26 protein-coding genes are annotated in these 26211 nt (G+C 45.5%); 21 read left to right on the top strand and 5 right to left on the bottom strand.

Annotated elements, in window-relative coordinates; genetic code table 11:
- Positions 1-48 precede the first annotated feature (48 nt).
- Positions 49-837 carry an NAD(+) synthase gene (gene nadE / locus IMZ16_RS09920; RefSeq protein WP_193439903.1) on the top strand — a complete coding sequence of 263 codons (789 nt, stop codon included), beginning with the start codon at positions 49-51 and terminating at the stop codon, positions 835-837.
- A 20-nt stretch (positions 838-857) separates the two neighbouring features.
- The gene (locus IMZ16_RS09925; RefSeq protein ID WP_193439904.1) at positions 858-1127 is read left to right on the top strand and encodes a barnase inhibitor; all 270 of its coding nucleotides are present in this window, start codon (positions 858-860) and stop codon (positions 1125-1127) included.
- Positions 1128-1185: 58 nt separating this feature from the next.
- Here the strand turns inward: IMZ16_RS09925 and IMZ16_RS09930 are convergent, their stop codons facing one another.
- Positions 1186-2550 (bottom strand): T9SS type A sorting domain-containing protein, encoded by a 1365-nt coding sequence (locus IMZ16_RS09930; RefSeq protein ID WP_193439905.1) that lies wholly within the window; start codon positions 2548-2550, stop codon positions 1186-1188.
- A 27-nt stretch (positions 2551-2577) separates the two neighbouring features.
- Positions 2578-5106, bottom strand: coding sequence for a TonB-dependent receptor domain-containing protein (locus tag IMZ16_RS09935; RefSeq protein WP_193439906.1), 2529 nt, complete (start codon positions 5104-5106; stop codon positions 2578-2580).
- A gap of 161 nt (positions 5107-5267) precedes the next feature.
- Here IMZ16_RS09935 and IMZ16_RS09940 point away from each other — a divergent pair, with 161 nt between their 5' ends.
- The 8 genes from IMZ16_RS09940 (at position 5268) to IMZ16_RS09975 (ending at position 13871) form a co-directional block, all read left to right on the top strand.
- On the top strand, positions 5268-5957 hold the full coding sequence (locus IMZ16_RS09940; protein WP_193439907.1) for a response regulator transcription factor: 690 nt from the start codon (positions 5268-5270) through the stop codon (positions 5955-5957).
- Entirely contained in the window at positions 5957-7003 is a 1047-nt protein-coding gene (locus tag IMZ16_RS09945; RefSeq protein WP_193439908.1) for a sensor histidine kinase, read from the top strand. Before IMZ16_RS09940 ends, IMZ16_RS09945 begins: the two co-directional genes overlap by 1 nt.
- An 80-nt stretch (positions 7004-7083) precedes the next feature.
- Positions 7084-7635, top strand: a complete 552-nt coding sequence (locus IMZ16_RS09950) for an IS1096 element passenger TnpR family protein (protein WP_193439909.1) — start codon at positions 7084-7086, stop codon at positions 7633-7635.
- The gene (locus tag IMZ16_RS09955; protein ID WP_227411520.1) at positions 7544-9037 is read left to right on the top strand and encodes an alpha-amylase family glycosyl hydrolase; all 1494 of its coding nucleotides are present in this window, start codon (positions 7544-7546) and stop codon (positions 9035-9037) included. The genes IMZ16_RS09950 and IMZ16_RS09955 overlap by 92 nt, the downstream gene beginning before the upstream one ends.
- Before the next feature lie 32 nt (positions 9038-9069).
- Positions 9070-9864 carry a thymidylate synthase gene (locus IMZ16_RS09960; RefSeq protein WP_193439910.1) on the top strand — a complete coding sequence of 265 codons (795 nt, stop codon included), beginning with the start codon at positions 9070-9072 and terminating at the stop codon, positions 9862-9864.
- Between the two features lie 18 nt (positions 9865-9882).
- A complete protein-coding gene (locus tag IMZ16_RS09965; protein ID WP_193439911.1) occupies positions 9883-12390 on the top strand; it encodes a M1 family metallopeptidase in 2508 nt (835 codons plus the stop codon).
- A 273-nt stretch (positions 12391-12663) separates the two neighbouring features.
- Complete coding sequence (locus IMZ16_RS09970; RefSeq protein WP_193439912.1) at positions 12664-13557, top strand: DnaJ C-terminal domain-containing protein; 894 nt, start codon at positions 12664-12666, stop codon at positions 13555-13557.
- Between the two features lie 5 nt (positions 13558-13562).
- On the top strand, positions 13563-13871 hold the full coding sequence (locus IMZ16_RS09975; protein ID WP_193439913.1) for a chaperone modulator CbpM: 309 nt from the start codon (positions 13563-13565) through the stop codon (positions 13869-13871).
- On the opposite strand, the gene IMZ16_RS09980 is transcribed toward IMZ16_RS09975, so the two are convergent.
- The 3 genes from IMZ16_RS09980 to mnmE form a co-directional block, all read right to left on the bottom strand.
- Positions 13868-15424, bottom strand: a complete 1557-nt coding sequence (locus IMZ16_RS09980) for an Rne/Rng family ribonuclease (protein ID WP_193439914.1) — start codon at positions 15422-15424, stop codon at positions 13868-13870. The genes IMZ16_RS09975 and IMZ16_RS09980 overlap by 4 nt on opposite strands.
- Before the next feature lie 204 nt (positions 15425-15628).
- Positions 15629-15922: an HU family DNA-binding protein gene (locus IMZ16_RS09985; protein ID WP_073180588.1), complete on the bottom strand. Its 294-nt coding sequence runs from the start codon at positions 15920-15922 to the stop codon at positions 15629-15631.
- Between the two features lie 220 nt (positions 15923-16142).
- The gene (gene mnmE / locus IMZ16_RS09990; RefSeq protein ID WP_193439915.1) at positions 16143-17564 is read right to left on the bottom strand and encodes a tRNA uridine-5-carboxymethylaminomethyl(34) synthesis GTPase MnmE; all 1422 of its coding nucleotides are present in this window, start codon (positions 17562-17564) and stop codon (positions 16143-16145) included.
- A gap of 130 nt (positions 17565-17694) precedes the next feature.
- Here mnmE and IMZ16_RS09995 point away from each other — a divergent pair, with 130 nt between their 5' ends.
- From IMZ16_RS09995 to IMZ16_RS10045, 11 genes are all read left to right on the top strand, one after another.
- Entirely contained in the window at positions 17695-18027 is a 333-nt protein-coding gene (locus tag IMZ16_RS09995; RefSeq protein WP_193439916.1) for an ArsR/SmtB family transcription factor, read from the top strand.
- A 16-nt stretch (positions 18028-18043) separates the two neighbouring features.
- Positions 18044-18520 carry a DUF6428 family protein gene (locus tag IMZ16_RS10000; protein ID WP_193439917.1) on the top strand — a complete coding sequence of 159 codons (477 nt, stop codon included), beginning with the start codon at positions 18044-18046 and terminating at the stop codon, positions 18518-18520.
- Between the two features lie 18 nt (positions 18521-18538).
- Entirely contained in the window at positions 18539-18973 is a 435-nt protein-coding gene (locus IMZ16_RS10005; RefSeq protein WP_193439918.1) for an arsenate reductase ArsC, read from the top strand.
- Positions 18974-19012: 39 nt separating this feature from the next.
- Positions 19013-19909 (top strand): chromate efflux transporter, encoded by an 897-nt coding sequence (chrA, locus tag IMZ16_RS10010; protein ID WP_227411521.1) that lies wholly within the window; start codon positions 19013-19015, stop codon positions 19907-19909.
- 193 nt (positions 19910-20102) lie between these two features.
- Positions 20103-21608 carry a M20/M25/M40 family metallo-hydrolase gene (locus IMZ16_RS10015; RefSeq protein ID WP_193440851.1) on the top strand — a complete coding sequence of 502 codons (1506 nt, stop codon included), beginning with the start codon at positions 20103-20105 and terminating at the stop codon, positions 21606-21608.
- Positions 21609-21645: 37 nt separating this feature from the next.
- Positions 21646-22728 carry a baeRF3 domain-containing protein gene (locus tag IMZ16_RS10020; protein WP_193439919.1) on the top strand — a complete coding sequence of 361 codons (1083 nt, stop codon included), beginning with the start codon at positions 21646-21648 and terminating at the stop codon, positions 22726-22728.
- A gap of 133 nt (positions 22729-22861) precedes the next feature.
- Positions 22862-23701 (top strand): 1,4-dihydroxy-2-naphthoyl-CoA synthase, encoded by an 840-nt coding sequence (locus tag IMZ16_RS10025; protein WP_193439920.1) that lies wholly within the window; start codon positions 22862-22864, stop codon positions 23699-23701.
- Between the two features lie 30 nt (positions 23702-23731).
- Positions 23732-24130 (top strand): nucleotidyltransferase substrate binding protein, encoded by a 399-nt coding sequence (locus IMZ16_RS10030; protein WP_227411522.1) that lies wholly within the window; start codon positions 23732-23734, stop codon positions 24128-24130.
- Complete coding sequence (locus IMZ16_RS10035) at positions 24127-24444, top strand: nucleotidyltransferase domain-containing protein (RefSeq protein WP_193439922.1); 318 nt, start codon at positions 24127-24129, stop codon at positions 24442-24444. Before IMZ16_RS10030 ends, IMZ16_RS10035 begins: the two co-directional genes overlap by 4 nt.
- A 12-nt stretch (positions 24445-24456) precedes the next feature.
- Positions 24457-25404, top strand: a complete 948-nt coding sequence (gene menA, locus IMZ16_RS10040) for a 1,4-dihydroxy-2-naphthoate octaprenyltransferase (protein WP_193439923.1) — start codon at positions 24457-24459, stop codon at positions 25402-25404.
- A 119-nt stretch (positions 25405-25523) separates the two neighbouring features.
- Positions 25524-26204: a metal-dependent hydrolase gene (locus IMZ16_RS10045; RefSeq protein ID WP_193439924.1), complete on the top strand. Its 681-nt coding sequence runs from the start codon at positions 25524-25526 to the stop codon at positions 26202-26204.
- The last annotated feature ends 7 nt before the right edge of the window (positions 26205-26211 follow it).

Genomic DNA, 26211 nt, shown 5'->3' on the forward strand with positions numbered 1-26211 from the left:
TGTATTGCAAAATTAATGATTTTGACTTTAGAATTTAATCCGTAACATATGAACACTGAAAAAGTAGCGGCGCATATTACTGAATGGCTCCGAGATTATGCAAAATCTGCTGGAATGAAAGGCTATGTAGTCGGCGTTTCCGGAGGAGTAGATTCCGGCGTGGTTTCCACGCTTTGCGCGATGACAGGCCTGAATGTCTTGGCTATGGAATTGCCAATCCGGCAGAAGGGCGACCAATCTTCACGGGCAAAAGAGCATCTGGATTTCCTCACTGGGAAATTTTTAAATGTGAAGGCGATAAGTGTGGATTTAACGCCGCCGTTTGAAGAAATTTTCCAAATTTTCAATACAGGGAATGAAGACAATGCCTACGCTGATCTTGCTTTTGCAAATACCCGGTCCCGCCTTCGTATGCTCACGCTGTATCATTTTGCCCAGCTCAATCAGCTTTTGGTGTGCGGCACTGGGAATAAAGTGGAAGATTTCGGCATAGGGTTTTTTACAAAATATGGCGATGGTGGTGTGGATGTATCTCCGATAGGTGATCTTTATAAAACCGAAGTTTATGAATTAGCACGCTTTCTCGATTTACCGAAATCCATTAAAAACGCGATTCCTACGGATGGTTTGTGGGATGCGGAGCGCACGGATGAACAGCAGATTGGTGCCACATATCCTGAGCTTGAAAAAATCCAGGAGGAATTTGGAACGAAAACGGAAGCAGATTACTCCGGAAGGGATTTGGAAGTTTACCAGATTTTTTCACGGATGAACCGAGCCGCCCAGCATAAACTTAAGCCTATCCCTGTTTGTGAAATTCCGGAAGATTTACGATAAAATTTTAAAAATTGATAGATATGAGGATTGACTTTAGTAATATTGGTGATTACGAAGATTTCTATTCAGAGATAGCAGGAAAGCAGGAGTGGGCAGGCGGCTTTATTAATGATTTGAAAACATTTATGGAGGAGATAAAGAAAAATGAGCACCTTCAGCTGGAATTCATTAATATGAGTGTCAGCCAGCTGGAAGATTTTGAAGAATTGCTGGAGATGCTCGATGATTTAAGCAGCGAGCTTAGCAATTTTGCTTTTACCTACCGCCTGGAGCAGTTTGATAGTGAATAAAATTGGTATAAAAAAGGCTGCTCTTTTGAGCAGCCTTAATACATAAGAGTGAAATCACTTATTTTTTGATGATCTTAGCTGTTGCTGTCTCACCTTCTGCTGTCTGCACTTTTACCACATAAGTTCCTTTAGCAAGGCCGTTCGCATTTACAGTTTTGCCAGAAGCTTTTAGTACAGATCTACCAGCCATATCAACTACTTCTACGCTGTTTACTTTCTTGTCAGTAACCACTGTGAATTCAGAAGATACTACGGATGGAACAACTTTTACAGAAGTGCTGAATTTAGCAACATCGGATGCACCAAGAAGCGCCCAGCTTGCTGCCCAAGCTGGTACATCAAGACCGTTTCCAGCACCAGTAGCAGCTTCGTTAATTGTGTAATAGCCAGTATTAGGCTCAATTACGATAGTTCCACCTGCCTCAGGTTTAATAACGAAATTTCTATTGTTATCTACAAACTTAATGTTAGTAAACTTGTTTAGACCGGTAAAGTTAACAATTGTTTCGTCGTGCTGAAGCGTAACGCCATCCGCCCAACCTGCAAAGATTGCATTATCAACAGTACCTCCCGAACCTACACGGAATAGGTTAGTTCCGGCACCCTCATTATCGGTTGTTTTTTGACCAATAAATGTAATATTCTTGAGAGTTGGATTTGACATTGGGGTAGCAGTCCTTTTCTTTGAATTGTTATCCGCCTCTATACCTCTGTTTCCTACATTTGGCAGATTTCTTACGCTGTAAACATTGGTAGCAGTTCCAGTCCAACCCTCAGTCCAGTCAAACGCATCATCTTCGTTATCCTGAAGATAGATGTTGCTCATATTCACTGTCCCACCGAACATTTCGATACCGTCGTCAGCACCGTTGATAATAGAAACATTATTGATAACAGTTCCGTTACCTACGCCGAAAAGAGAAAGACCATTGTACTCTTTTAGCTCGTTGAAACGCGCACCGGAATAAAGAATTTTTGTGTAAGTAATGGAACCGCTGTTATCAGCTACATCAGAACCACCGTAAGGTACATTGGCCACCTCAGTAGTACCGGAAGCGCCCGGAGCACCGATGTTGATAGGCGCACGACCTGCGATCACGATACCGCCCCAATCAGCATTCTTTGGCTGCGCATTAGCTGAAGTAAAGATTACAGGTTGTTGCTCAGTACCGTTCGAGAAGATTTTACCACCTTGCTTTACAACGACATAAGCCTCAGTTGTACCATTAGATTTTACGATAGTTCCTGGCTCAAGTACTAGGGTACCTCCCTCTTCTACTGTAAGAGAGCCAGTAAGTCTGTAATCTACTCCCGCTTTAAGGGTTTTTGTTTGTCCGGCAGCGACTACGCCGTTCACATTTTCCTGTGCTGAAAATGTTGCTACTGCAGCAATTGCAAGCACACTTGTCAAGATTTTTTTCATGATAAAAAATTTAAGTAAAAATTGATGTTAAAAATTATACCCCAAAGATAGTCCAAAATCTCTGCCGTTTCGGAATTCATATGTTACATTATTGTTATCATTTGCCTGCTCTCTCTTTATTTTTGGATTAATGAGGTTCTTTGCTTTGGCACTTATTGAGATTCTGTCCAGAGAAAATTTAAGAGTCGCATCCAGCAGGCTTATCGGTTTCTGATAAATATTACCCGTATGGTCAGAAGACAGAGAGTAAAGATACTCACCCACATAGGAGTAGGACACTACGAAATCCATTTCTTTTTTATCCTTGAATTTCTGGTTCCAGCCTAAGTTGGCGTTTGCTACAAAATCCGCAGCTCCCTGCAGCTTGTCTTTGGTCTTATCAAAAGAAACAGACAGGTTGGATGTTTCTCTTATTACTTTTTCAATGTCCAGATCACTCTCGGAATCCATATAGGTTGCATTTGCGAATCCGTAGATTCTGGATCTGTCAAATTTAGCAATATCCTTACGGATCTCGGCTTCTACCCCAAGCACTCTAGCTTTATCACCAACATTTAGGTAAGAATAGTAGAATGCTGATGAGTTAATAAGTGAGCGGGCAATAGGATTTTCTATGAATTTTCCAAAGGCGGTAATCGAAATCACCTCCCCGCTCTTAGGGAACATTTCCCACTTGATGTCTATATTGTTATTATCGGACGGGTAGAGAAGCGGGTTACCCACTGTTTCGTCAGAAACATCATTGTAGATAAATGGCGCCATCTCCTTCAGCTGAGGAAGCGTATAGGTTCTGGAAGCAGCAAACCTCAGATTATTCTTGTCGTTAAGAGCATACTTGAGATTTAGCGCAGGCAACCATTTATCGTAAGTGAATTTTACGGCACTACCAGGGATTCCCGTTTCGAAGTTCGTATCCCAGTCAATATCCTGCTTAATGTTTTCATATCTCACACCCAGCTGCCCGGTAAAGTTTTCACCAAGTCTGTATTCTGCATTGGCAAACCCGGAGTGAACATCCTGTGTGCCGTCGAACCTGATTGGTTTAAGATTGTCTACTCCGTAGTTACTGCTGATACCAAAAAATCCTTTCGTATAATTTTGTTGGTTGTAGATGAAATCGATATCGTTTACATCATCCACCAATGCTCTTGTGCCAGATTTTCTGGTATCCCATTTGAAGTCCACCTGCCGGGATTCAAAGTCTCTGTTCTTGCCTCTGCCCTGGTATCCGAGGGTAAACTTACCGTTGTCGTTGAACTGATAAGTGAACGCGATATTCCCAGCCCATTCCTTATCGTTCAGCTCATCCCAGTATCTGTTGGTGGCGCCGCCATCTCTTCTCAGTTCATATTTACCTTCGTATTCGTTGAAAAACAAGAAATTGGAGATCCTGTCCGGGCGCTCGCTATTTAGGTAATTGTATCCTGCGATCCAGTTGATAGTGAACTTGTCATTTAGTCTATGATCACCGCCCAACTGGTTTACAAAGAGGTGAGTATGTTTGAAATCAGACCTTCTGAGCAAGCCATTGTAATCTTCCGCCACATCCCTTACATAACCTTTGTGAATTCTCGTTTCCTGCTCGGATCCGTGGATGTAGTTGGAGAATAATTTCAGGGTATGCTCTGCGTTTAGGCGGTAGATAAAGTTGAGGAGCGCCGTGGTATTCGTTCCGTAGGAGTATTTTTTTGAATCATTGTAATCGTTGAAAATCGTCTCCTTTCCAAAGAAACCTTCGCGTCCTTCCTTGTATTTATAGCTATTGTCAAATCCGGCAAAGATGAAAGTATTGAGCCTGCCCGTTTCCCCAATTTTAAAGGTCCTGCCGCCAGAAAGGTTGAATTCCGTATTGAGTGGGGTAAAATTCCTCGGTCCGAAACCGTCTTTAAAGTTCCAGCTGGCATAATTATAGGATTTCAGCGGGTTGTCTGGCAGTTTGTTGGATTTGAAACCAGTCCAGGTTGGGCCCTGGGCCATATAAAACGGCTTATTGCCCAGGTCGATAATTTGGGAATTAATTCCGCTGCCAAGCTCTACACTGAAGAAAGGCTTGCCTGCGTGTTCGCGGGAAGCAATATTAATATTGGCACCGCCGAAATCTCCAAGAAGCCTCGGCTGATAAACTTTTTCAAGGTCGATGAACTCAATCATATCCGTCTTGAAAAGACCCAGATCTATATTCTTGTTTTCAGGGTCATCCGCCGGGATCGGCAGGCCGTTCATAGAAGTGGTATTATACCTGTCCAGCAAGCCGCGTACGGAGATGGTGCTGGAGCCCTCCTGCTTTACGGTACCGGTAGCCTTTGTCACTGCGGTAGCCACATCGCTCACGCCCTGCTTGGAGAGCTGTACGGCGCCCACGCGCTCTATCACTTCTACAGAGCGTTTCTGCACATTGATGATGCTGTTCTCCGTATTCTTTTTTGCAGCGGCGCGGATCTGTACGCCCTCTATTCTTTTTTCATTCTTAGCAGCTGTGCTGTCCTGCTGCCCATACACTACTGCGGCTGTTCCAAAGAGGAAAGCAACAGCGATACCTGTAGATTTTATATTCATATTTCCTTACTAAATATATTTCGGTGCAAAGAAAATATTTCTAAACGATATATGCAGCATTTTTATATTAAGTATTTGTTAACAAAGTATCTGAGTTTAAATTGTAAAAAAATGCTGTTTAATATTTTCATTTTTATAATTTTGGGATAAGTTTTATCAACATGGAAGAATCGGTTTTTTCAAAGAAAATCCTGCTGATAGATGATGAGCAGGACATTCTGGAAATTATGTCCTATAATCTCGAAAAAGAGGGCTACGAAGTCTATATGGCAGATAACGGGGAAGACGGGATTTCGCTTGCCAAAGAAGTGATCCCGGATCTGATACTTCTCGATGTGATGATGCCCGGCAAAGACGGTATAGAAACCTGCAAGGAACTGCGCCAGCAAACGGAGCTGAGGAACACCCTCATCGTTTTCCTATCCGCCCGCGCGGAAGAATTCTCTCAGCTTGCAGGCTACCAGGCGGGGGCAAATGATTATGTGATCAAAGTCATCAAACCAAAAGTTCTCATTTCCAAAATAAACGCACTGCTGAAGCTGCAGACCACCAGCTTGCCGGAAGATAAGATACTCTCGGTAGGGGAGCTGCAGATAGACAGGGAAAACTTCCGCGTATCCAGGGGCAGCGAGGCGATCCTTCTACCGAAAAAGGAATTCGACCTGCTCTATCTGCTGGCCACCAACACCCAAAAAGTTTTCAAAAGGGAAGAAATCCTGGAAAAAGTTTGGGGGAATGAAGTAGTGGTAGGAGAGCGCACCATAGATGTCCATGTGCGCAGGCTGCGAGAAAAACTTGGCGACTCCTCCATACAGACGCTGAAAGGCATAGGCTACAAACTTATGGTGTAATGGGCAAAGGCAAGCTCGTTTTATTCACCTCGCTGACAGTTACGCTGCTCATCATGCTTATCGTCTTCCTTTGGAACTACCTCCAGAGCAATTTAATCAAAAAAGATGTAAACCAGCTTCTGATCATCATCATCTGCGGGCTAATGATATTCACGGTAAACTATTTCGGGGCAGATATGCTCTTCCAGTACTATGGCAGAAAGCAGGTAAAAAGCATAGCCGATAAGCTCCCGGTGAAGATTTTCGACGAAAAAAGACGCATAGGCTTCGAGGAACTTTCCGAGAAAATCACCGGCCTGAACGAGACCAACGACACCATGAAGCAGATGGAAAACTACCGCAAGGAATATATAGGCAATGTGTCACACGAGCTGAAGACGCCCTTGTTCTCTATTCAGGGCTATGTGGAAACCCTGCGGGACGGCGGGGTGGAAAACCTCGCCATACGGGACAAGTATCTCGAGAGGATAGCCAACTCGCTCGAGAGGCTTATAAATATTGTAAACGATCTGGATATGATTAACCGTTTCGAAGCGGGGGAAATCATACTGAACATTACCTCTTTTGACATCAACCAGCTCGTGAGGGAAATTTTCGAAATGCTGGAGTATGACGCCCAGAGCAAAGGGGCAGCGCTGAGCCTAAAGTCAACAGATAGCCGGCTTGCAGTAAGCGCGGATAAGCAGAAAATTTCCCAGGTACTTATTAACCTGATCTCCAATGCAATACACTACTCCAACCGTTCCGAGGCGCAGATAATTGTAAAAACCACTGCGCTGCTGAACAAAGTTTACATAGAAGTGGAAGACAATGGGATGGGGATAAAACCGGAAGCCCTGCCGCGCATCTTCGAGCGGTTCTACCGAGTAGAATCCAGCAGGTCCCGCAGGGCGGGCGGCTCCGGCCTGGGCCTTGCCATTGTAAAGCACATTTTGGAAGCCCACAGCGAAAATATAACGGTGGAAAGCGAGTATCTTTCGGGAACAAAATTTGCCTTTACGCTGGATAGGGCCTCCGACCCAGGCGAAATTGCATCCCTCAGTTAAACTAAAATTTTAGTTTTGAAGCTTGGAAATTTCAGCCTATTTTTTTGCATTATCTTTGTGTTTGGTAAAATAAAAAAGCAATGATCTATAAAGTAAGGGTAATTCTGGATACAAAGGAAGATGTATTCCGCGATATAGAAATAAAGGGCAAGCAAACTTTGTGGAACCTGCACGAGGCTATCAGGAGCGCATTTAGCCTGCAGGGCGATGAGCTTAGCGTCTTCAATCTCTTTGATGAGGACGGTGCGGTTCTGAAAAGCGTGCCGCTGGAAGATATGAGCGACGAAGGGGATGGGGAAATAATGTCCGATGTCTATATAGATGAGGTTTTTCAGCAGGAGGGTGATAAACTTCAGTTCCAATACGGTCTGCTGGATTTATGGGAGTTTTTCTGCGAGCTTATAGGCACCGCTGAAGGAAAATCCGCTGTAAATTATCCCGTCACCGTTTTCCGCTTTGGCTCCGTTCCTTTGAAGGCACCCGCAAAGTCTACGGATTCTACACTTCTTAACAAAACAAAGTCTGAAGATTTTGATTTGGATGAAGAATTTTACGGCGAAGATTTCGATGACGATGATGATTTTGATGATGCAGATTTTTCCGACGACTTCTACGATGATGATGAAATTTAAACAAAAACTTAAAGATTTGAAAACCAATAGCTTAGCATTTTACCGAAAGAATTTAATCCTGAAACTTTCCGGCGCTGCGCTGCTTGGCGCCACGCTTTTAGCCTGCACTTCGCAAAAGAAAATTATGAAACAAGAAACGCCAAAGGACTGGATGCACAGCGGAAATATCTACGAAGTAAATGTGCGCCAATACACTAAGGAAGGCACTTTCCGCGCCTTTGAAGAGCACCTGCCAAGGCTGCGGAAAATGGGCGTGCAAACGCTGTGGTTTATGCCAATCACACCCATCGCTCAGCAAAATAAAAAGGGTACGATGGGAAGCCCTTATGCAGCGCAGGATTACACCGCGATAAATCCGGAATTCGGTACGCTGGAAGACTTCAAGCATCTCGTGAAAGAAGCTCATAACCAAGGCTTTAAGGTGATTATCGATTGGGTGGCCAATCATACGGGCTGGGATCATATCTGGACGAAAACGCACCCGGAATATTACCTGAAGGAAAACGGCACCTTCAAAATTGCTTCCGGAATGGATGACATCATTGAGCTGGATTACGGCAACCCTGAACTGCGGAAAGCGATGATAGATGCGATGAAGTTTTGGGTGCGGGAAACGGATATCGACGGTTTCCGATGCGATTTGGCAAGCTGGGTGGAAGTGGATTTCTGGGAGGAAGCACGGCCGGAAGTTGAGAAGCTGAAGCCGCTGTTTTTCCTGGGCGAATTTGATGAGCTGGAAAATCCAGAGTACGGGAAGGTTTTCGATGCCAGCTATTCGTGGACCTGGATGCATAAAACGCGGGATTATTACCACAATAATCTGCCGCTGAAGGAGCTTCGCGAAATGCTGATGCGGTACGGAGCAATCGGCGATAGTTCGATGAGAGCGTGGTTCACCACCAATCATGATGAAAATACCTGGAATGGTACGGAGTACGAAAAATACGGCGATATTGCCCTGCCATTAGCAGTTTTTTCCGCCACCTGGAATGGCATTCCGCTGATGTATTCCGGGCAGGAATTGCCAAGCCATAAGCGTTTGGAGTTTTTCGAGAAAGACCCAATCAACTGGACCGGCGATTTTCAGCTGGCGAAATTTTACAAAAAATTGTTTGAGCTGAGGGAGAAAAATCCTGCGCTTCGTGGCGGTGATTCTTCGGTGCAAACTTCTTTCGTTAAGACTTCTGCCGATGATAAAATTCTCGCCTACCTTCGGAAAAAGGGGGGGGATGAAGTTTTGGTGGTTTTAAATATGTCGAAAGATTTCGTCCCGTTTGAAATTTTGGATGATCATATTAATGGTGAATTCAAAAACCATTTCACCGGCTTCCGCAGGAATTTCTCCGACAACAAATCTTTCACAATGCAGAAGGGCGATTTCTCAGTTTTCGTGAAGAAGTAAATTGTTCTCAATCTCAACCTCAACCTTCTTCAATGCAAAACTATCTCAACCTTCTTCAGCATATCCTGGACAACGGCACCGATAAAGCGGACAGAACAGGCACCGGAACAAGGAGTGTGTTCGGCTACCAGATGCGGTTCGATTTGGAGGAAGGCTTCCCGCTGGTTACCACGAAAAAAGTCCACCTGAAATCCATAATCCACGAGCTGCTTTGGTTCCTGAAGGGCGATACGAACATCGGCTACCTCACGGAAAACGGCGTTTCCATCTGGGATGAATGGGCTGATGAAAATGGGAATTTAGGCCCTGTTTACGGCGCACAATGGAGAAGCTGGAGCGGTGCTGATGGAAAAACCATCGACCAGATTTCGGAAGTTGTAGAGCAAATCAAAACCAATCCGGATTCCCGCAGGCTCATCGTTTCCGCGTGGAATGTGGCGGAAATTCCCCATATGGCTTTGGCGCCCTGCCACGCACTTTTCCAGTTTTATGTGGCTGATGGAAAGCTTTCCTTGCAGCTATATCAGCGCAGCGCCGATGTTTTTCTGGGCGTGCCGTTCAACATTGCGAGCTACGCGCTTTTGCAGATGATGGTGGCGCAGGTTTGCGGTTTGGGCTTGGGCGAATTCATCCACACTTTTGGCGATGTGCACATCTACAGCAACCATTTCGAGCAGGTAAAAAAGCAGCTTTCGCGCGAGCCAAGGCCTTTGCCAAAAATGATTCTGAACCCGGAAATCAAAAATATTTTCGATTTCAAATATGAAGATTTCACACTGGAAGATTACAACCCACATCCCGGCATAAAAGCACCCGTAGCGGTGTAATTTTACATTTAAAATATTATGAAAAAAATATTCTTCTCAGCGCTGCTTTTGGGCTCAGTTTTCAATGCTGATTTTACCTTTGCGCAAACGGAAACTTCCGGCAGGGAAAGCATTTACCATGCATCTCACACGAAAACTACCGAGCTGAAGCATACGAAGCTGAAGGTAAAATTCGATTTCGAGAAAGAGCAGATGAGCGGCGAAGAATGGCTCACGGCAAAGCCTTATTTCTACCCAACCGATTCACTGGTGCTGAACGCAAAAGCGATGCTCATCCACGAAGTGGCAATGGAAAACGGGGGTAGGAAACAGCCTCTGAATTACGATTATCGCGATGATTTGCTGAAAATTAACCTCGGCAAAACTTTCAGCCGGAACGAAGATTACACGGTTTACATAAGATATACAGCGCGGCCAAACGAAACCACGCAGAAAGGCAGCGCAGCGATTTCCGATGCAAAGGGCCTGTACTTCATTAACGCTCAGGGTAAAGATCCGGATAAGATGACGCAGATTTGGACGCAGGGTGAAACCGAATCTTCATCCGTCTGGTTCCCGACGATTGATAAGCCGAACCAGAAAACCACGCAGGAAATAATAATGACGGTGCCTGATAAATTCGTCACGCTTTCCAACGGCGTTCTGAAGGAATCAAAAAAGGAGGCCGGCAGCCTTCGCACAGATCATTGGGTGATGGATAAGCCGCACGCACCGTACCTGTTCTTTATGGGTGTGGGCGATTATGCAGTGGTTCGCGATAAATGGCGCAACATCCCGGTGGATTATTATGTGGAGAAGGAGTACGAATCCTATGCCAAGCAGATTTTCGGGATGACGCCTGAAATGATGGAGTATTTTTCCAAGCTGCTGAACTACGATTATCCATGGCAAAAGTATGCACAAATGACGGCTCAGGATTATGTATCAGGAGCGATGGAAAACACTACGGCCACGCTGCACAGCGCAATGTCTCAGCAGAAGCCAGGAGATTTGATCGATGAAAACAGATGGGAAGATGTGATAGCGCACGAGCTTTTCCACCATTGGTTTGGCGATCTGGTGACGGCGGAAAGCTGGAGCAACCTCACCGTGAATGAATCTTTTGCAAATTATTCAGAATATCTGTGGAATGAGTATAAATATGGTAAAGATTTGGCAGATTATACGATGATGTCAGCGCTTCGTGGCTATAAAATGAGCCCTGGCAATTACCATAAGCATCTCGTGCGCTTCGATTACAAGAGCAGGGAAGATATGTTCGATGCTGTGAGCTACAATAAAGGTGGCGGCATCCTTCATATGCTGCGAAATTATTTGGGCGAAGAAGCGTTTTTCGCCGGAATTTCGGAATACCTGAAGGCGAACGCCTTTGGAACCGGTGAAGCTCATCAGGTCCGTTTGGCGCTGGAGAAAGTTTCCGGCAAGGATCTGAACTGGTTCTTCAATCAGTGGTTTTTCGGCAGCGGTAATCCGAAAATCAGCTACACCTACAGCTATGAACCTGTGAAAAAACAGCTGCAGCTGAACATTTCGCAAACGCAGACACCGCACTTCCAGTTTCCTTTGGCCATCGATGTTTTTGAAGGCGGCAAGGTTTCCCGGCAGAATGTTTGGGTGGATGCAAAATCCAGCAACAGCTTCACGATTCCGGCAGCAAGCAATCCAACCTTAGTCAATCTGAATGCCGACGGAATTTTGATTGCCGATATTGAAGAAAAGAAAACTTCGGCGCAGTATCTCGCTCAATATCAGGGTTCTAAGGAATTTTTGAGCCGATGGAAAGCCGTGGAATTTGCAGCAGAAAATAACAGCGATGCGATCGCCCAACAGATTCTTGCGGCAGCATTGAAGGATTCCAACTTCAGAATTCGCATCAAAGCTTTGCAAGGATTGGATTTAACGAAAAATTCCGTCCAAAAGTCTGTATTTTCCGAAGTGGAAAAATTAGCGCAGAATGACCCGAAAACTTTAGTTCAGGCGGCGGCAATTTCTGCTTTGGCAAAAACCAAGGACAGAAAATACCTGCCGATTTTTGAAAAGGGCAGTCAGTCGGTTTCCAATTCGGTCAAAGGAAATTCGCTTGCCGCGCTTTTCAAAATTGAACCAGAGAAAGTTGCAGCGCTGGCGGACAAGCTGGATTTGGATGGTGCCAATGAAGAACTGATAATGGCGATGCTCCCGGTGATTGTTGAGAATAAAATCGAAAATCAGCTGCCTGCTGTAGCGCAAGTTGCGGCGTTCTATCCTTTCGTGAAATTTCAGGATGCGAAGCTCGGTGCTTCCGCTGAAGCGGCGTTCAATATGATTATGACGACGGATAACCTGAAGGCTACGCAAAATTTAACGAAGGTTTTAAAAATGACGAGTAGACAGCTTTCCGATAATCCTCAGGCTAAGATGATGATTAGCCAAATGCTGAAAGACGGGCTGGCAAAGAAGATGGAAACGCTGCGCAAAAACCCGAAAAGCGAGAGCCTGCAAAAACAGGTAGAGCTGATGAATGCAGCAGTGGAAGCGTATAAGTAAGGAGCCAGGGAAAAAGTAAAAGCAAAAGTAAAAAGTTTAAAAGCCAAGTAAAAAATAAAAGGTTTCTGAAAACTTTGTGCCTCGGTGTTTTAGGTTAAATAAAACAAAAAATCACTGTGCCGCTGTGTTTCGTTGAATGAGAAGTTTATTAGTTAAATTTAAAACGAGAATGCAAAACTTTGTGCCTCAGTGTTTTAGAAGATGTATTGAAAAAAACGCTGTGCCACAGTGGTTTAAACCTAAACTTTTAACATAAAAAATCTAAAATATAAAGTGTTCATCGATTATTATAAAACGCTGGGCGTTTCGAAAACCGCCACACCGGATGAAATCAAGAAGGCGTACCGCAAACTTGCGAGGAAGTTTCATCCAGATGTAAATCCTGGTGACAAAGAAGCCGAGCGGAAATTTAAGGAATTGAACGAAGCCAACGAAGTGCTGAGCAACCCGGAAAACCGTGCGAAGTACGATAAATACGGCGAAAACTGGCGGCACGGCGAAGAGTACGAGAAAGCGCAGCAGCAGTACCGCTCTTCACAGGGTGGCGGTTTTGAAGGCTTTAGCGGGAATTTTGAAGAAGGCGATTTCTCCGAGTTTTTCCAAAACATGTTTGGCGGCGGTTTCTCTGGCAGAAGCAGCCGTGGAAGTGCTTCCGGAAAATTCAAAGGGCAGGATGCCTATGCTGAGCTCAATCTGAATATGCGGGATGCTACCGCTACGCACCAGCAAACTTTCGACATCAACGGAAAAAAGGTGCGCATCACCATTCCTGCCGGCGTTTATGACGGACAGCAAATCAGGCTGAAAGGCTACGGGCAGCCAGGAATAAATGGCGGACCAAGCGGCGATTTGTACATTACCTTCAACATTACCAGCGATCCGAATTTTGACAGGGTAGGTGATGATGTGCGGATGAAAGTGCCGATAGACCTTTATACCGCTGTGCTTGGTGGCGATGTGAAGGTGGAAACGCTGAACGGAACCGTGAACCTGAAAGTGAAGCCCGGTACGCAAAATGGTGCTACGGTGAGGCTTCGCGGAAAAGGTTTCCCGGTGTACAAGGAAGATGGGAATTTTGGCGATTTATTCGTATCGTACGATGTGAAGCTGCCAACAAACCTTACGGATAAACAGCGCGAACTTTTTGAACAACTGAAAAATTCTTAACGAAAATGAGCGACAGAATTTCAAGGGAAGAGCTTGTGAAAATCTATAATGTGGAGCTGAAATTCATAGATGATCTCGTGGATTTTGGCCTGCTGAAGAGCTTTACCGAAAACGAAATTTCATACATCCTGTACGAAGAACTACCTGCGTTCGAGCGCTTTGCCAATTGGCATTATGATTTGGAAATCAACTTGCCAGGAATTGATATGGTAAATAATCTTCTGCACAAGGTGCGTGAACTTCAGGCGGAAAACCGCAGGCTGGCGAACAGGCAGTTTGCGCTGGAAAGTTTGGCGGAAGATTACGAAGATTAATTGCTGAAGGAAATCAGCTCTTCTTTTTTCGAGTTTAAAAGCCTGTATTCCAGATACTTAAAGGAATCCCTAGGCACTATGGTTACCCATTTTCTGTATTTCAGGAACCATTTCATTTGGATGCTGTTGATGCCCTTCGTCAAATAGGCTTCCACGAAAGGATGGGTGTGCAGGTAGAGCTTGCCTTTTTCCGTCTGCATTATATTCCGGATGGCTTCTTCCATTCTTTCCACTACCACTATCGGTGCCAGAATTTCGCCCGAAGCGTTCGGGTTTTCTTCCGTGGTCACGATTTGCTTTTCCGGGCGGTTTCGCTGCCGCGTGATTTGTATCAGCCCAAATTTACTTGGCGGCAAAATTTTGTGGCGCGCCTTATCGCGCTTCATTTCGAGTTTCAGGTGCTCGTAGAGTTCGCGGCGGTGTTCAGGGTTCGTCATATCAATAAAATCCACCACGATGATTCCGCCCATATCCCGAAGCCTCAGCTGCCGCGCAACTTCCGTAGCCGCAAGTTTGTTCACGGTCAGTCCGTGCGTCTTGTTCGTTCCGGCAGCAGAAATATTCGAGCCGGAATTTACATCTATCACATGCAGTGCCTCGGTGTGTTCCACCACAAGGTATGCGCCCTTTGAGCTTGGGATGTTCACATGCTTGCCGAAGCTGTTCTTCAGCTGCTTTTCCACATTGTAATATTCCAGCAAGGGTATGTGCGAATCGTAAAACTTCACAATGTCCTTCCTTTCCGGCGCTATGATTTCCAGGTAGCTTCTCATCTCTTCCACCATCTGTTCATCATCGCAGATTACCGAAACGAATTCTTGATTGAAATTATCCCGTAAGATTGCGGAAGCTTTTTCATCTTCGCTCAAAACCTTGGATGGAACCTTCTGATTTTCAATGTTTTTAAAAATCAAATCCCACTTTTGGATCAGGTGGTTCATATCGCTGTGAAGTTCCGCCACCTTTTTTCCTTCCGCCACGGTGCGTATTATCACGCCGAAGCCTTCCGGCCTTATCGATTCTATCAGCGTTTTCAGGCGCTCTCTGTCCTCCGGATTCCGGATTTTTTTCGAGATGGAAACTTTGTCGTCAAACGGGATTAAAATCAGGTAGCGGCCTGTAAGTGAAAGCTGCGTGGAAATTCTCGGGCCTTTCGTGGAAATGGCTTCCTTCGTAATTTGCAGCAGAATTACATCGTCCTTCGCCAGCACTTTGTCCACCGTTCCGCGCTTGTCAATTTCCGGCTGGATTTCGAAATTCTTCAGGCTTGCGCTCTGCTGCCTCTTGCCGAAGGTATCTTTTATGAACTTCTTGTAGCTCAGGAAATCTGGGCCAAGGTCTTGATAATGCAGGAAGGCATCCTTATCGTGGCCTATGCTCACGAAGGCAGCGTTCAGGTTGGGCGCCAGCTTCTTCACCTTTCCCAAATAAATATCGCCTACGGAAAACTCGTTCTTTTCCACCTCTTCGTGAAACTCGAAAAGCCTTCCGTCCTCCAGCAGCGCTATGGCTGTGCGCTGCGCTTCCTGAGAGATTATCAGTTCTTTCTTCATTCGCCCGGCAAATTTTTGCTAAAATAAAATATAGTCGGCGGAAAACACCAACTATATTTTCTATTTCGCGGAAGCGCTACTTCTTCTTCTTGTGTCTGTTCGCTCTTCTTCTCTTCTTCCGTTTGTGCGTTGCCACCTTGTGTCTTTTTCTCTTCTTTCCGCTTGGCATAATTATATTTTATTTTTAAGATTTAAAAAATTGAGTTATTTCTTCACGGGAACTTTGGCTTTCACCTTATCCGAGAATGATTTCGCAGGCTTAAAAGCCGGGATATTGTGTGCAGGGATATCGATTGCCGTATTTTTAGAAATGTTTCTCCCGGTTTTAGCTGCCCTTGTTTTTATAATAAATGAGCCAAAACCGCGCAGGTAAACATTATCGCCTTCTAGCATTGCACCACGGATCTCCTGCATGAATGCCTCAATGATTTTCTGAGTTTCATTCTTTTCCGTACCGAGCTTCCCAGAAATTATTGTTACCAGTTCCGCCTTAGTCATGTCCTTTTAGCTTATTTTAGAATTCGGACTGCAAATATAGACAAATTTACCTTTCTGAAAAACAAAATATTGATTTTCTTTGTGTTGGGAGGTCTTCCCGGAAAATTTTTTTCTAAAATAGCCGCATTCATCTCTTTTGCGTCCCCAATTTTAGCGAAAGCCTTTGTAACGCTTGAAGAAATGCTGGATTTTAATCATTTAATCATTTAATTTCTCTAACTTACTTTCCGATGCAAAACTTGGAGAAGATGTTCCCTAAGACTTCATCATTGGTGAACTCGCCGGATATTTCGCCGAGGGCTTCCAAGGCGTTGCGAAGCTCGTAGGCAAGAAGTTCAGTGGTGATGCTGCTCTGCACGGCAGCCTCCACATTTTCAATGGATTGCAGGGATTTCTGCAGGGCTTCGTAGTGCCGCTGATTAGTAATCACCGTGCTGCTTTCCGTTTTCAGATTATCCACAAATGTGGAAAGTTCGCTTTTAAGCTCGTCAATATTCGTCTGATTTTTTGCGGAAATTTTAATGAGCGTCTTGGCAAAATCCGGGACTAAAGCTTTGGTAATTTCGGCTGAAAATGAAGAATTATCCGCCAGATCTGTTTTGTTCTGCAGCAGGATAATCTGTAAATCCTTCCGTTGAATTCCCCGTATGAAATCCACGACTTCTACCGCAGTGTAATCGCTCTCGTCAAAAAGGTAGAGCAGGATGTCCGCCGTTTCAATTTTCTCACGGGCCTTCTTCACGCCAATTTCCTCGATGGTATCGGTAGTTTCGCGGATTCCTGCAGTGTCTATGAAGCGGAACGCCGTGCCGTTCAGGTGCAGGATTTCCTCAATGGTGTCACGCGTTGTCCCTGCAATATCGGAAACTATGGCGCGCTCTTCTTTTAGCAGGGCGTTCAGCAGTGTGGATTTCCCGGCATTCGGCTTCCCGATGATTGCCACGCTTATGCCGTTCTTCACCGCATTACCGTAGCGGAAGCTTTCCAGCAGCTCGTGCAGCCTGGCTTTTATTTGGCGTAGCAGCGATAGCAGCGCAGTTCTGTCGGCAAATTCCACATCTTCTTCCGCGAAATCCAGTTCCAGTTCGATGAGTGAAGTGAAGTTCAGCAGGTCGTTCCGTAGGTCTGAAATCTCTTGGGAAATTCCGCCTTTTAGCTGGTTCAGCGCCATTTTTCGGGACGCCTCGTTTTCGGACGCAATCAGGTCTGCCACGGATTCTGCCTGTGCCAAATCGATTCTGCCGTTCAGGAAGGCACGCATTGTAAACTCGCCCGGTTTGGCGAGCCTTGCGCCGTTTTCCACGAAAACTTCCAGAATTCTTTTTGCGATGAACGGAGAGCCGTGGAACGAGATTTCCACCACATCTTCCGCAGTGAAAGTCTTCGGCGCACGGAAAATCGAGATAAGGACTTCGTCAATTGCCTGCAGGCCTTTGTCCGTTGGCTTTTGGCCTTCATCGAAATGCTTTTGCCCTTCCAGCAAAAACCCGTAATGCACGGTGTGGCTTGCCGCTTCTTCAAGATTTTTACCGGAGAAAACTTTATTGGCGATGGCAATGGCATCCCTGCCGGAAATGCGGATAATGCCAAGCGCCGCCACGGCATTTCCCGTAGCCAGCGCACAAATTGTGTCCTGATTCATCGGGTAAATTTACTATTATTAATGATTAGGCTGAGGCTGGGATTAAAAAGTTCATAAACACTTGCTGGAAAAATAGATCGTTAAAAAAATATTATCGTAATATTGCAATATAAAAATAAGCATTATTCCGATGGGTGCATCTAAAACGGAACATTACACCGAGAGGCAAAACAGAATTTCCACAATCTTTAAAGCGCTGGGGCACCCTGCAAGGCTGGCGATTATGGAAGTGTTGATGGAAGTGGAAAGCTGCATTTGCGGCGATATTGTCAGCAGTCTGCCGCTCGCTCAGCCCACGGTTTCCCAACATTTGAAGGAACTTAAAAACGCAGGATTAATCAAGGGTAGCATTGAGGGAAATGCCGTATGCTATTGCATCAATGAGAAATTGCTTGAAGAGATACAGGGATACTTTGCAGAAGTCTCTGTAAAATTATCGAAAATGGAAAATAACTGTTGCTAATAAAATTTTTATAATAATGAAACTATACCAATTAAAACAAATCCTGAAAACAGTACCACAACTCAATTTCGTGCTGGAAGATGGACGCCCCGTGCCGCAGCACTTTCACATTACAGAAGCTGGCCTGGTGACGAAGCATTTCGTGGACTGCGGCGGAACGATGCGGACTCATAAAAGCATCTGCTTTCAAATCTGGACGGCAGATGATTTTGAGCATAGGCTGGAGCCGCAAAAATTTCTGCAGATCATATCCGTTGCCCAGCCGCTTTTCAACGAAGGTGAAGATCTGGAGGTTCTTGTAGAGTATCAGCAAGAAACTATATGCTGCTACGGGCTGGATTTCGACGGAAGCAACTTTTTGCTAACTGCCCTGCAGACAGATTGTTTAGCCAAGGACAAGTGCGGAATACCACCGGCAAAGAAAAAAATCAATCTATCGGAATTGCAAGATTCAAAAACCAACAATTGTACGCCAGGAAGCGGCTGCTGCTAAAAATGAAATAGCAATATTATGGATATAGGTGTACCGGCGAAGAAGAAAATTTTAGTGCTATGCACTGGTAACAGCTGCAGAAGTCAGATGGCTGAAGGCTACCTGAGACATTTTGCAGGAAACAAGGCGGAAATCTACAGTGCAGGTGTGGAAACACACGGTGTAAACCCGCGGGCTATTTCAACGATGTTAGAAGACGGTGTAGATATTTCGGCGCATACCTCAAACAACATTGATGAATACGCTGATGTGGATTTTGATTTTGTGATCACCGTTTGTGATAATGCAAAGGAGCGATGCCCAATATTCCCTTCACAAGCGAAAAAATTTCACCAGAACTTTGCCGACCCTGCCAAAGCAAGTGGCAGCGAAGACGAGATAAAAGAGCAGTTCAGCACTGTGCGCCAGCAGATAAAAGTTTACTGCAGCCACTTCGTGGAAGAAAATCTTTAATGGGGGACCCTGCTTAGGAAAGGCAATTATTTCATAATATTGCCCTTAGTAGCCGGTCTTTGCTTTATTCTGCCAGCCGTATTTGTCACCGGAGTCTTTGCGTACCTCTACAAAAAATTCGGGCAGCTACCGGAAGTGCAGCCGTTCATCTATGGCATAAAACCGGCAATCATCGCCATTATTTTGGCAGCCGTATTTCCGCTTGCCAAAAAATCTCTGAAAACTTCCGAGTTAAAAATCATCGGGCTGCTGGTTTTCGTGGGAGCCCTCTTCAAAATCAGCGAGATATCCCTGATGTTCGGTGCAGGTATCGCAGCGCTTTGCCTGGCATTCATCAAAAATGGGAATAATGAAACTCTGAAGAATTTCCTGCCGGTTGCGTTGTTGCAAATTCCCAATGCTGCCAAGATTTCTGCAACTAATGCCCAGCTTTTCTGGATTTTCCTGAAAATCGGGTCGATACTTTACGGCAGTGGCTATGTACTGTTTGCCTTCCTGGATACCGAACTGGTTTCTGCCGGAATACTCACCAGGCAGCAATTAATAGATGCGATTGCTGTGGGGCAATTCACGCCAGGCCCCGTATTTTCGTCGGTCACATTCATTGGGTATCAGATAAACGGCTTCAGCGGAGCGGCGATTTCCACGCTTGCGATTTTTCTGCCGTCGTTTGTCTTTGTAGCGATGCTCAGTTTCATTGTAAAAAAGCTGCGGAATTCCAGGCAATTTTCCGCTTTTCGGGACGCGGTCAATGTAGCCTCTGTTGCTTTGATTGCCGCGGTTTGTATAGAAATGGGCACAGAAACCATCAATGATTGGCGCGCAATCCTCATTGCCGTACTAAGTATCGCCATTGCCTTCCGATACCGGAAACTAAACAGCGCCTTTGTAGTTCTCGGCGGTTCTTTAGCTGGTTATTTATTATCTTTGATTTGACACGGCTGCATTTACTACTATCAGAATATCCACAAAAATTTGAAGAGATGATACTGAAAGTGGAGAAAAGGCAAGAGATTTTCAGCAAATATTTCCGGCTTTAACAAAAATTCCGTAATTTCATCCTTTGAAATTGAGGTTTATGAGAATGGTATCGCAATTTTTCACAGTGGCTTCCGCCTTCGTTTTTACGATGGCTTCCGCTCAGGTTTCGCAGCAGCAAATGGTGCAGAACATTATGACGGAAACCTACAATAATTCTCAACTGGAAACCCTGGCGTACGAACTGCTGGACGGCATCGGGCCAAGACTCGTAGGCTCACCCAAGATGCAGCAGGCACACGATTGGGCGGTGCGGAAATTCAATTCCTGGGGCATCCCTGCAAGGAATGAAAAATGGGGGGAGTGGAAATCTTGGGAAAGGCTAACTTCTAATGCAGAGATGCTTTACCCCTACACCAAATCTCTGGAAGGCATGCAATTGGCGTGGAGCCCTGCCACAGGAAACAAAGGCGTAACGGCAGATTTGGTGGCAATGCCGGTCTTTAATTCCAAAGAAGAGTTTAACGCCTGGCTTCCTACGATTAAGGGGAAAATCGTGATGGCATCGCAATACCAGCCAACCGGAAGACCAGAGTACAACTGGAAGGAATGGGCTTCTGCAGAAACTTTTGCGAAGTATAAAAAAGAAGCCGACGAGCGAAACGCCGCCTGGAATAAATCCCTGGAGAACATCGGGCATTCCTGGAGAAACATAAACAAACCGCTGGAGCAAGCCGGTGCAGTGGGCATTATCTGGAGCAACTGGAGCCGTGGTTTTGGCGTGAATAAAATCTTTGGAGCAGGTACGAAGAAAATACCAGTGATGGATATTTCGCTAGAAGATTACGGCCAGCTCTACAGGATGATTCAGCACGGCACCACGCCGAAAGTAAGGCTGGTGACCAATAGTAAGGACCATGGCAAAGCGCCGACCTTTAATACCGTAGCCGAAATAAAGGGCAGCGAAAAGCCTGATGAGTATGTGATACTTTCCGCACACCTGGATTCCTGGGATGGTGGCACAGGTGCTACGGACAACGGCACGGGAACCATCACGATGATGGAGGTGGCACGCATTCTGAAAAAGTATTACCCAAACCCGAAACGCACCATTTTGATTGGTTTGTGGGGCAGCGAAGAGCAGGGGCTGAACGGAAGCCGCGGCTTCGTATGGCAGCATAGAGAGAAAATGCCGAAGGTTCAGGCTGTCTTCAATCAGGATAACGGTACGGGAAGAATCCAAAGCATCAATGGCAATGGCTTCCTAAATTCTTACGACTACCTGCAAAGATGGGTAAATGCTGCACCAGAAAGTATTACCAAGGAAATTAAGTACACCTTCCCAGGCTCTCCGTTTGGCGGCGGCAGCGATCATTATTCATTTGCAGCGGCTGGCGTTCCGGCGTTTTTCCTGCTTTCCAGCAGCTGGTCTTACGGCAACTACACCTGGCACACACAGCGCGATACCTATGATAAAATCGTGTTCGAGGATGTGAAGAACAATGTGGCACTCATCGCAATTATGACCTATATGGCAAGCGAAGACCCTGAGAAAGCATCGGCGGAAAAAATTAAACTGCCTATAAATTCAAAAACCGGTAAGCCCGTAGAATGGCCTTCAGTAAAGGAACCCATAAGGCTTGGTGGTTTTGATTAAACTTAAACAGATCATATTTTTTTAAACTTTTTATACAATGAGCATTAAAAGCATTTTAGAGAAAATTGCGACAGAACAGAACAACCCGTGCGTTACCATTTCGCTGAACACGCACCGCACACACCCTGATAATCAGCAGGATGGCATCGTTCTAAAAAACCTTATCAGCGAGGCAAAAGAAAGAATCCACGAGGAATTTAGCGACAGGGAAGTGAGCGGCGTTCTTGAAAAACTGGATGCACTGCACGATAAAATCGACATCAATTATCTGCTGGACAGCCTGCACATCTACATTTCCAACGATACGGAGGAAATCGTAAAATCTACCTGGCCAGTTGCAGAAAATTCCGTTTACATCGATGACCATTTTGCGCTGAGACCTCTGGTAATAGAGTACAACAGGGCGAGAAGGTATATGGTGCTGCAGCTTGCTGTGGATGGTGCGAAACTCTACCTTTGCGAAAACGGAAATGTGGTGGAAGAAGTGGATTCCGAAGCATTCCCATACCACGAAAACCCGCACTATGTGCCGAAGCAGCGCGAAAGCGACGCGGAGTATGGCGATAATGTGATGAAGGAATTCTACCGCGATGTGGATAAAGCGCTGGTTCATTACATCAATGAACTGGACAAAAATCTGAAGGTGGTGGTGATAACAACCGAAGGCAACTACAGCGGCCTGCAGGATGTGGCTACAAGACCGCAGATCTACATTGGCTATGGGCACATTGACCACGGTGAGCAGAAACCGCATCAGCTTGCAGAGCAGGCCTGGGAAATCGTGAAGGAGAACATGCAGCACGAAAGAACGGAAGCGATAGAAGAGCTGCAGGCAGCGGTTTCCGAAGGAAAAGTGATTACCGATTTGCTGGATATTTATCTGGCGGCAAAGGATGGCAACGGCGAACTGCTGATGGTACACAGCGATTTCACGCAGCCTGTGAAAATGACCGGTGAGAGGGAATTTGAAATCAAGGAGGATTCTAAAGAGCCCGGCGTAATAGACGATATTACGAGCCTGATTGCGTGGGAAGTAATTTCCAAAGGCGGCAGGGTAGTATCCACAAGTCAGGATCAGCTGAAATCTCTCGGTGAGATTGTACTGAAAACAAGATGGTAGAATTTTTTAAATTTCAAAATGAATCCCGGCGGAAAGTCGGGATTTTTATTTGTTGCGAATGGAACGGATTCTTACCAATTAAGCAAAAAATTCTAAAATATCTCAAAGCCGTATCTTTACACAAAATTAAATTATGACTGCAGATTGGAAAACCGCGAGGGAATTTGATGATATTACCTATAAAAAATGTGGCGGCGTGGCACGCATCGCTTTCAATAGGCCTGAAGTGCGCAATGCCTTCCGCCCGAAAACCACTTCGGAACTTTACGAGGCGTTTTACGATGCTTACGAAGATTCGTCAATCGGCGTGGTTTTGCTCACTGGTGAAGGTCCGAGCCCGAAGGACGGCGTTCACGCATTTTGCAGCGGCGGCGATCAGAAAGCAAGGGGGCATCAGGGCTATGTGGGTGATGATGGCAGGCATCGGCTGAACATCCTGGAAGTGCAGCGCCTCATCCGCTTTATGCCAAAGGTTGTAATTGCCGTGGTAAACGGCTGGGCAGTAGGGGGCGGACATTCGCTGCATGTGGTGTGCGATTTGACGCTGGCTTCCGAAGAGCACGCAATTTTCAAGCAGACCGATGCCGATGTTACGAGTTTTGACGGTGGCTACGGATCAGCCTATCTAGCTAAAATGGTGGGGCAGAAAAAGGCGCGGGAAATCTTCTTCCTGGGTAGAAATTATTCTGCCAAAGATGCCGAAGCAATGGGGATGGTAAATGCGGTAATCCCACACGCTAAGCTGGAGGACACGGCTTTTGAATGGGCGCAGGAAATTCTGGCAAAATCGCCGACTTCCATACGAATGCTGAAATTTGCGATGAACCTGACGGACGATGGAATGGTGGGCCAGCAGGTATTTGCGGGCGAGGCCACGAGGCTCGCCTATATGACGGACGAAGCGAAGGAAGGCCGCAATGCTTTCTTGGAAAAGCGCAAACCGGATTTCGGCGAGAATCAGTGGATTTCTTAGTGATATTTGATAAGAGATAAGCGATAATTGATGGAAGGCGATGTACGGTGGAAGCAAAGGCTGGAGCACTATGAAAGTGCGGTAGCGCAGCTCACAAGATTTCTCGAAAAAGATGAGCTGAACGAATTCGAAGAACTGGGGCTTATTCAGTGCTTTGAATTCACATATGAATTGGCCTGGAAGCTTATGAAAGATTATCTTACTTATCAGGGTATCGCTGGAATTACAGGAAGCCGTGATGCTGTGAGGCAGGCTTTCAGTTTTGGATTAATTTCTGAGGGAGAAATTTGGATGAAAATGATTGACGACAGAATTCGCACGGTGCATACTTACAATGAAAGTCTGGTGGAGGAAATCGAGCAGAAAATTAAGAACCGTTACTACGAACTGTTTGTAGATTTTATCGAAAAAATGCAATCCTTGAAATGAAATTCGGGCTGAAGGATACCACGCTGGAAGTGCTTTATTCCGAGTTTGAAAAAATTCCGGAAATAGAGAAAGTCGTAATCTACGGTTCCCGTGCGATGGGAAATTACAGGGAGGGTAGCGATATTGACATCACGCTTTTTGGCGAAAATGTGACGAATAATACCGCCAGCGCACTTTGGGGCAGGTTTGATGATTCCTCACTCCCTTATCTATTTGATATTTCGGTTTTTCATCTCTTGCAGAGCGACAGCCTGAAAGACCATATCGAAAGACGCGGGCAGGTTTTGTATGAAAGAAACGGCAAAACATTTTAAAAGTAAAAATTTTTGGCAAAAAATAATACGAAAAAAAATCCCTGGCTGCAAGCCGCAAGGCTGAGAACGCTGCCGCTTTCTGTAAGCGGTGTGATTGCCGGCAGCTTCATCGCACGCTGGAAACTTCGCCAAAACGGCGAGCATTGGGACTGGCTGATTTTCGCGCTGGCAATGCTCGTCACGCTGCTTTACCAAATCCTTTCCAACTATGCGAACGATTATGGCGACGGCATAAAGGGCACCGATAAACTGCGCGTCAACGAGGCGGAACAGCGGGTGGTTTCTTCCGGCAGAGTAACGGAAAAACAGATGCGAACCGCCGTCATCCTGATGTCGGCAGTTTCTTTCATCGCTACTGTTGCCTTGCTTTGGCGCGCTTTCGCGCCGGATTTTGGGCGGGATTTCTGGATTTTCATCGGCTTGGGAATTGCCTGCATTCTGGCGGCACTTGGCTACACCATCGGCAAAAAACCCTATGGTTACTTAGGCTTGGGCGATTTGATGGTGTTCCTGTTTTTCGGCCTGGTATCAGTTTGCGGCAGCTATTTTCTTTTCACCAAATCGTTCGACTGGCAGATTTTGCTACCTGCATCAGCCATCGGGATGATGAGCGCCGCAGTGCTGAACCTGAACAATATGCGTGACATAGAAAGCGACCGGGTTTCCGGGAAAAAATCGCTGGCGCTGAGAATTGGCTACAGAAATGCGATGCTTTACCAAATGCTATTGCTGCAATTGCCGCTGCTTCTGATCCTTGTTTGGCTTGGGCTTCAGGGCTTTTTCCAAAGTGGAAAATATTACCCATTCATCGTGATGATTTTAATTTTCCCGATGATGAGTTTGCGTCGGAAAATCCTCTCAATCAAAGAGCCAGGCCTTCTGGATCCGTACTTGAAGCAGGTAGGTATATTGACTTTGATGATGGCGGTTTTGCTTTCTGCAGGATTAAATCTTGGGTAAGTTTGAAGTTTTAAATTTGGCATTCGGAAATGATATTGATAATAAAAAAGTAAAAACGACGGCTTGAGATTCGGCTCTGCAGCCTTGTTTCCTGGCTCTAAAATCTTAAATCTATAAATATGAAATTCACATTCCTTGGGCAGAATTGCTTCCTGATTGAGCACGATGGCATTACGATTATTACGGATCCATTTTATAATTTTCAGAAGGAAAAATCCGGCTTCGATATTTCAGCGCAAAAGATTGATTATGTGCTGATTACGCACGCTCATCAGGATCACATCGCTGATGTGGAAGAAGTGCTGAAGCATCATCCGGAAGCCACGGTTATCGGTCAGCCGGAAATTTGCGGGCATTTCAATCATCCGAAAAGCATCGACATTAATCTTGGTGGCACTGCGAAACTTTCCGGCCTGGAAATCTCTATGGTTCCGGCGCAGCATACCAGCAGTTTTCCCGATGGAAGCTACGGTGGTAAACCTTGCGGCTACATTTTCAGTTTGGAAGAGAAGAATATTTATTTTGCCGGAGATACAGGTGTAATGGCTGATATGGCATACTTCCCGAAGCTTTTCGGAGAAATTTCGGCGGCAATATTACCGGTGGGCTCGCACTACACAATGTGCGCGAAGAAGGCGAGTTTTGCGGCGGCTGAACTGCTGAAAACGCAGAAGGTTGTGGGTTGCCATTTCGATACATTTCCGCCGATTACCATCAATCACGATGAGGCGAAAAAACATTTTGCGGAAAGAAATATCGAATTTACTTTGCCGGAACTTGGCGAGCATTTCGAACTTTAGAAATAAA

The organism is Cruoricaptor ignavus, assembly GCF_014961145.1.
In the GTDB taxonomy this organism is placed as follows: domain Bacteria; phylum Bacteroidota; class Bacteroidia; order Flavobacteriales; family Weeksellaceae; genus Cruoricaptor; species Cruoricaptor ignavus.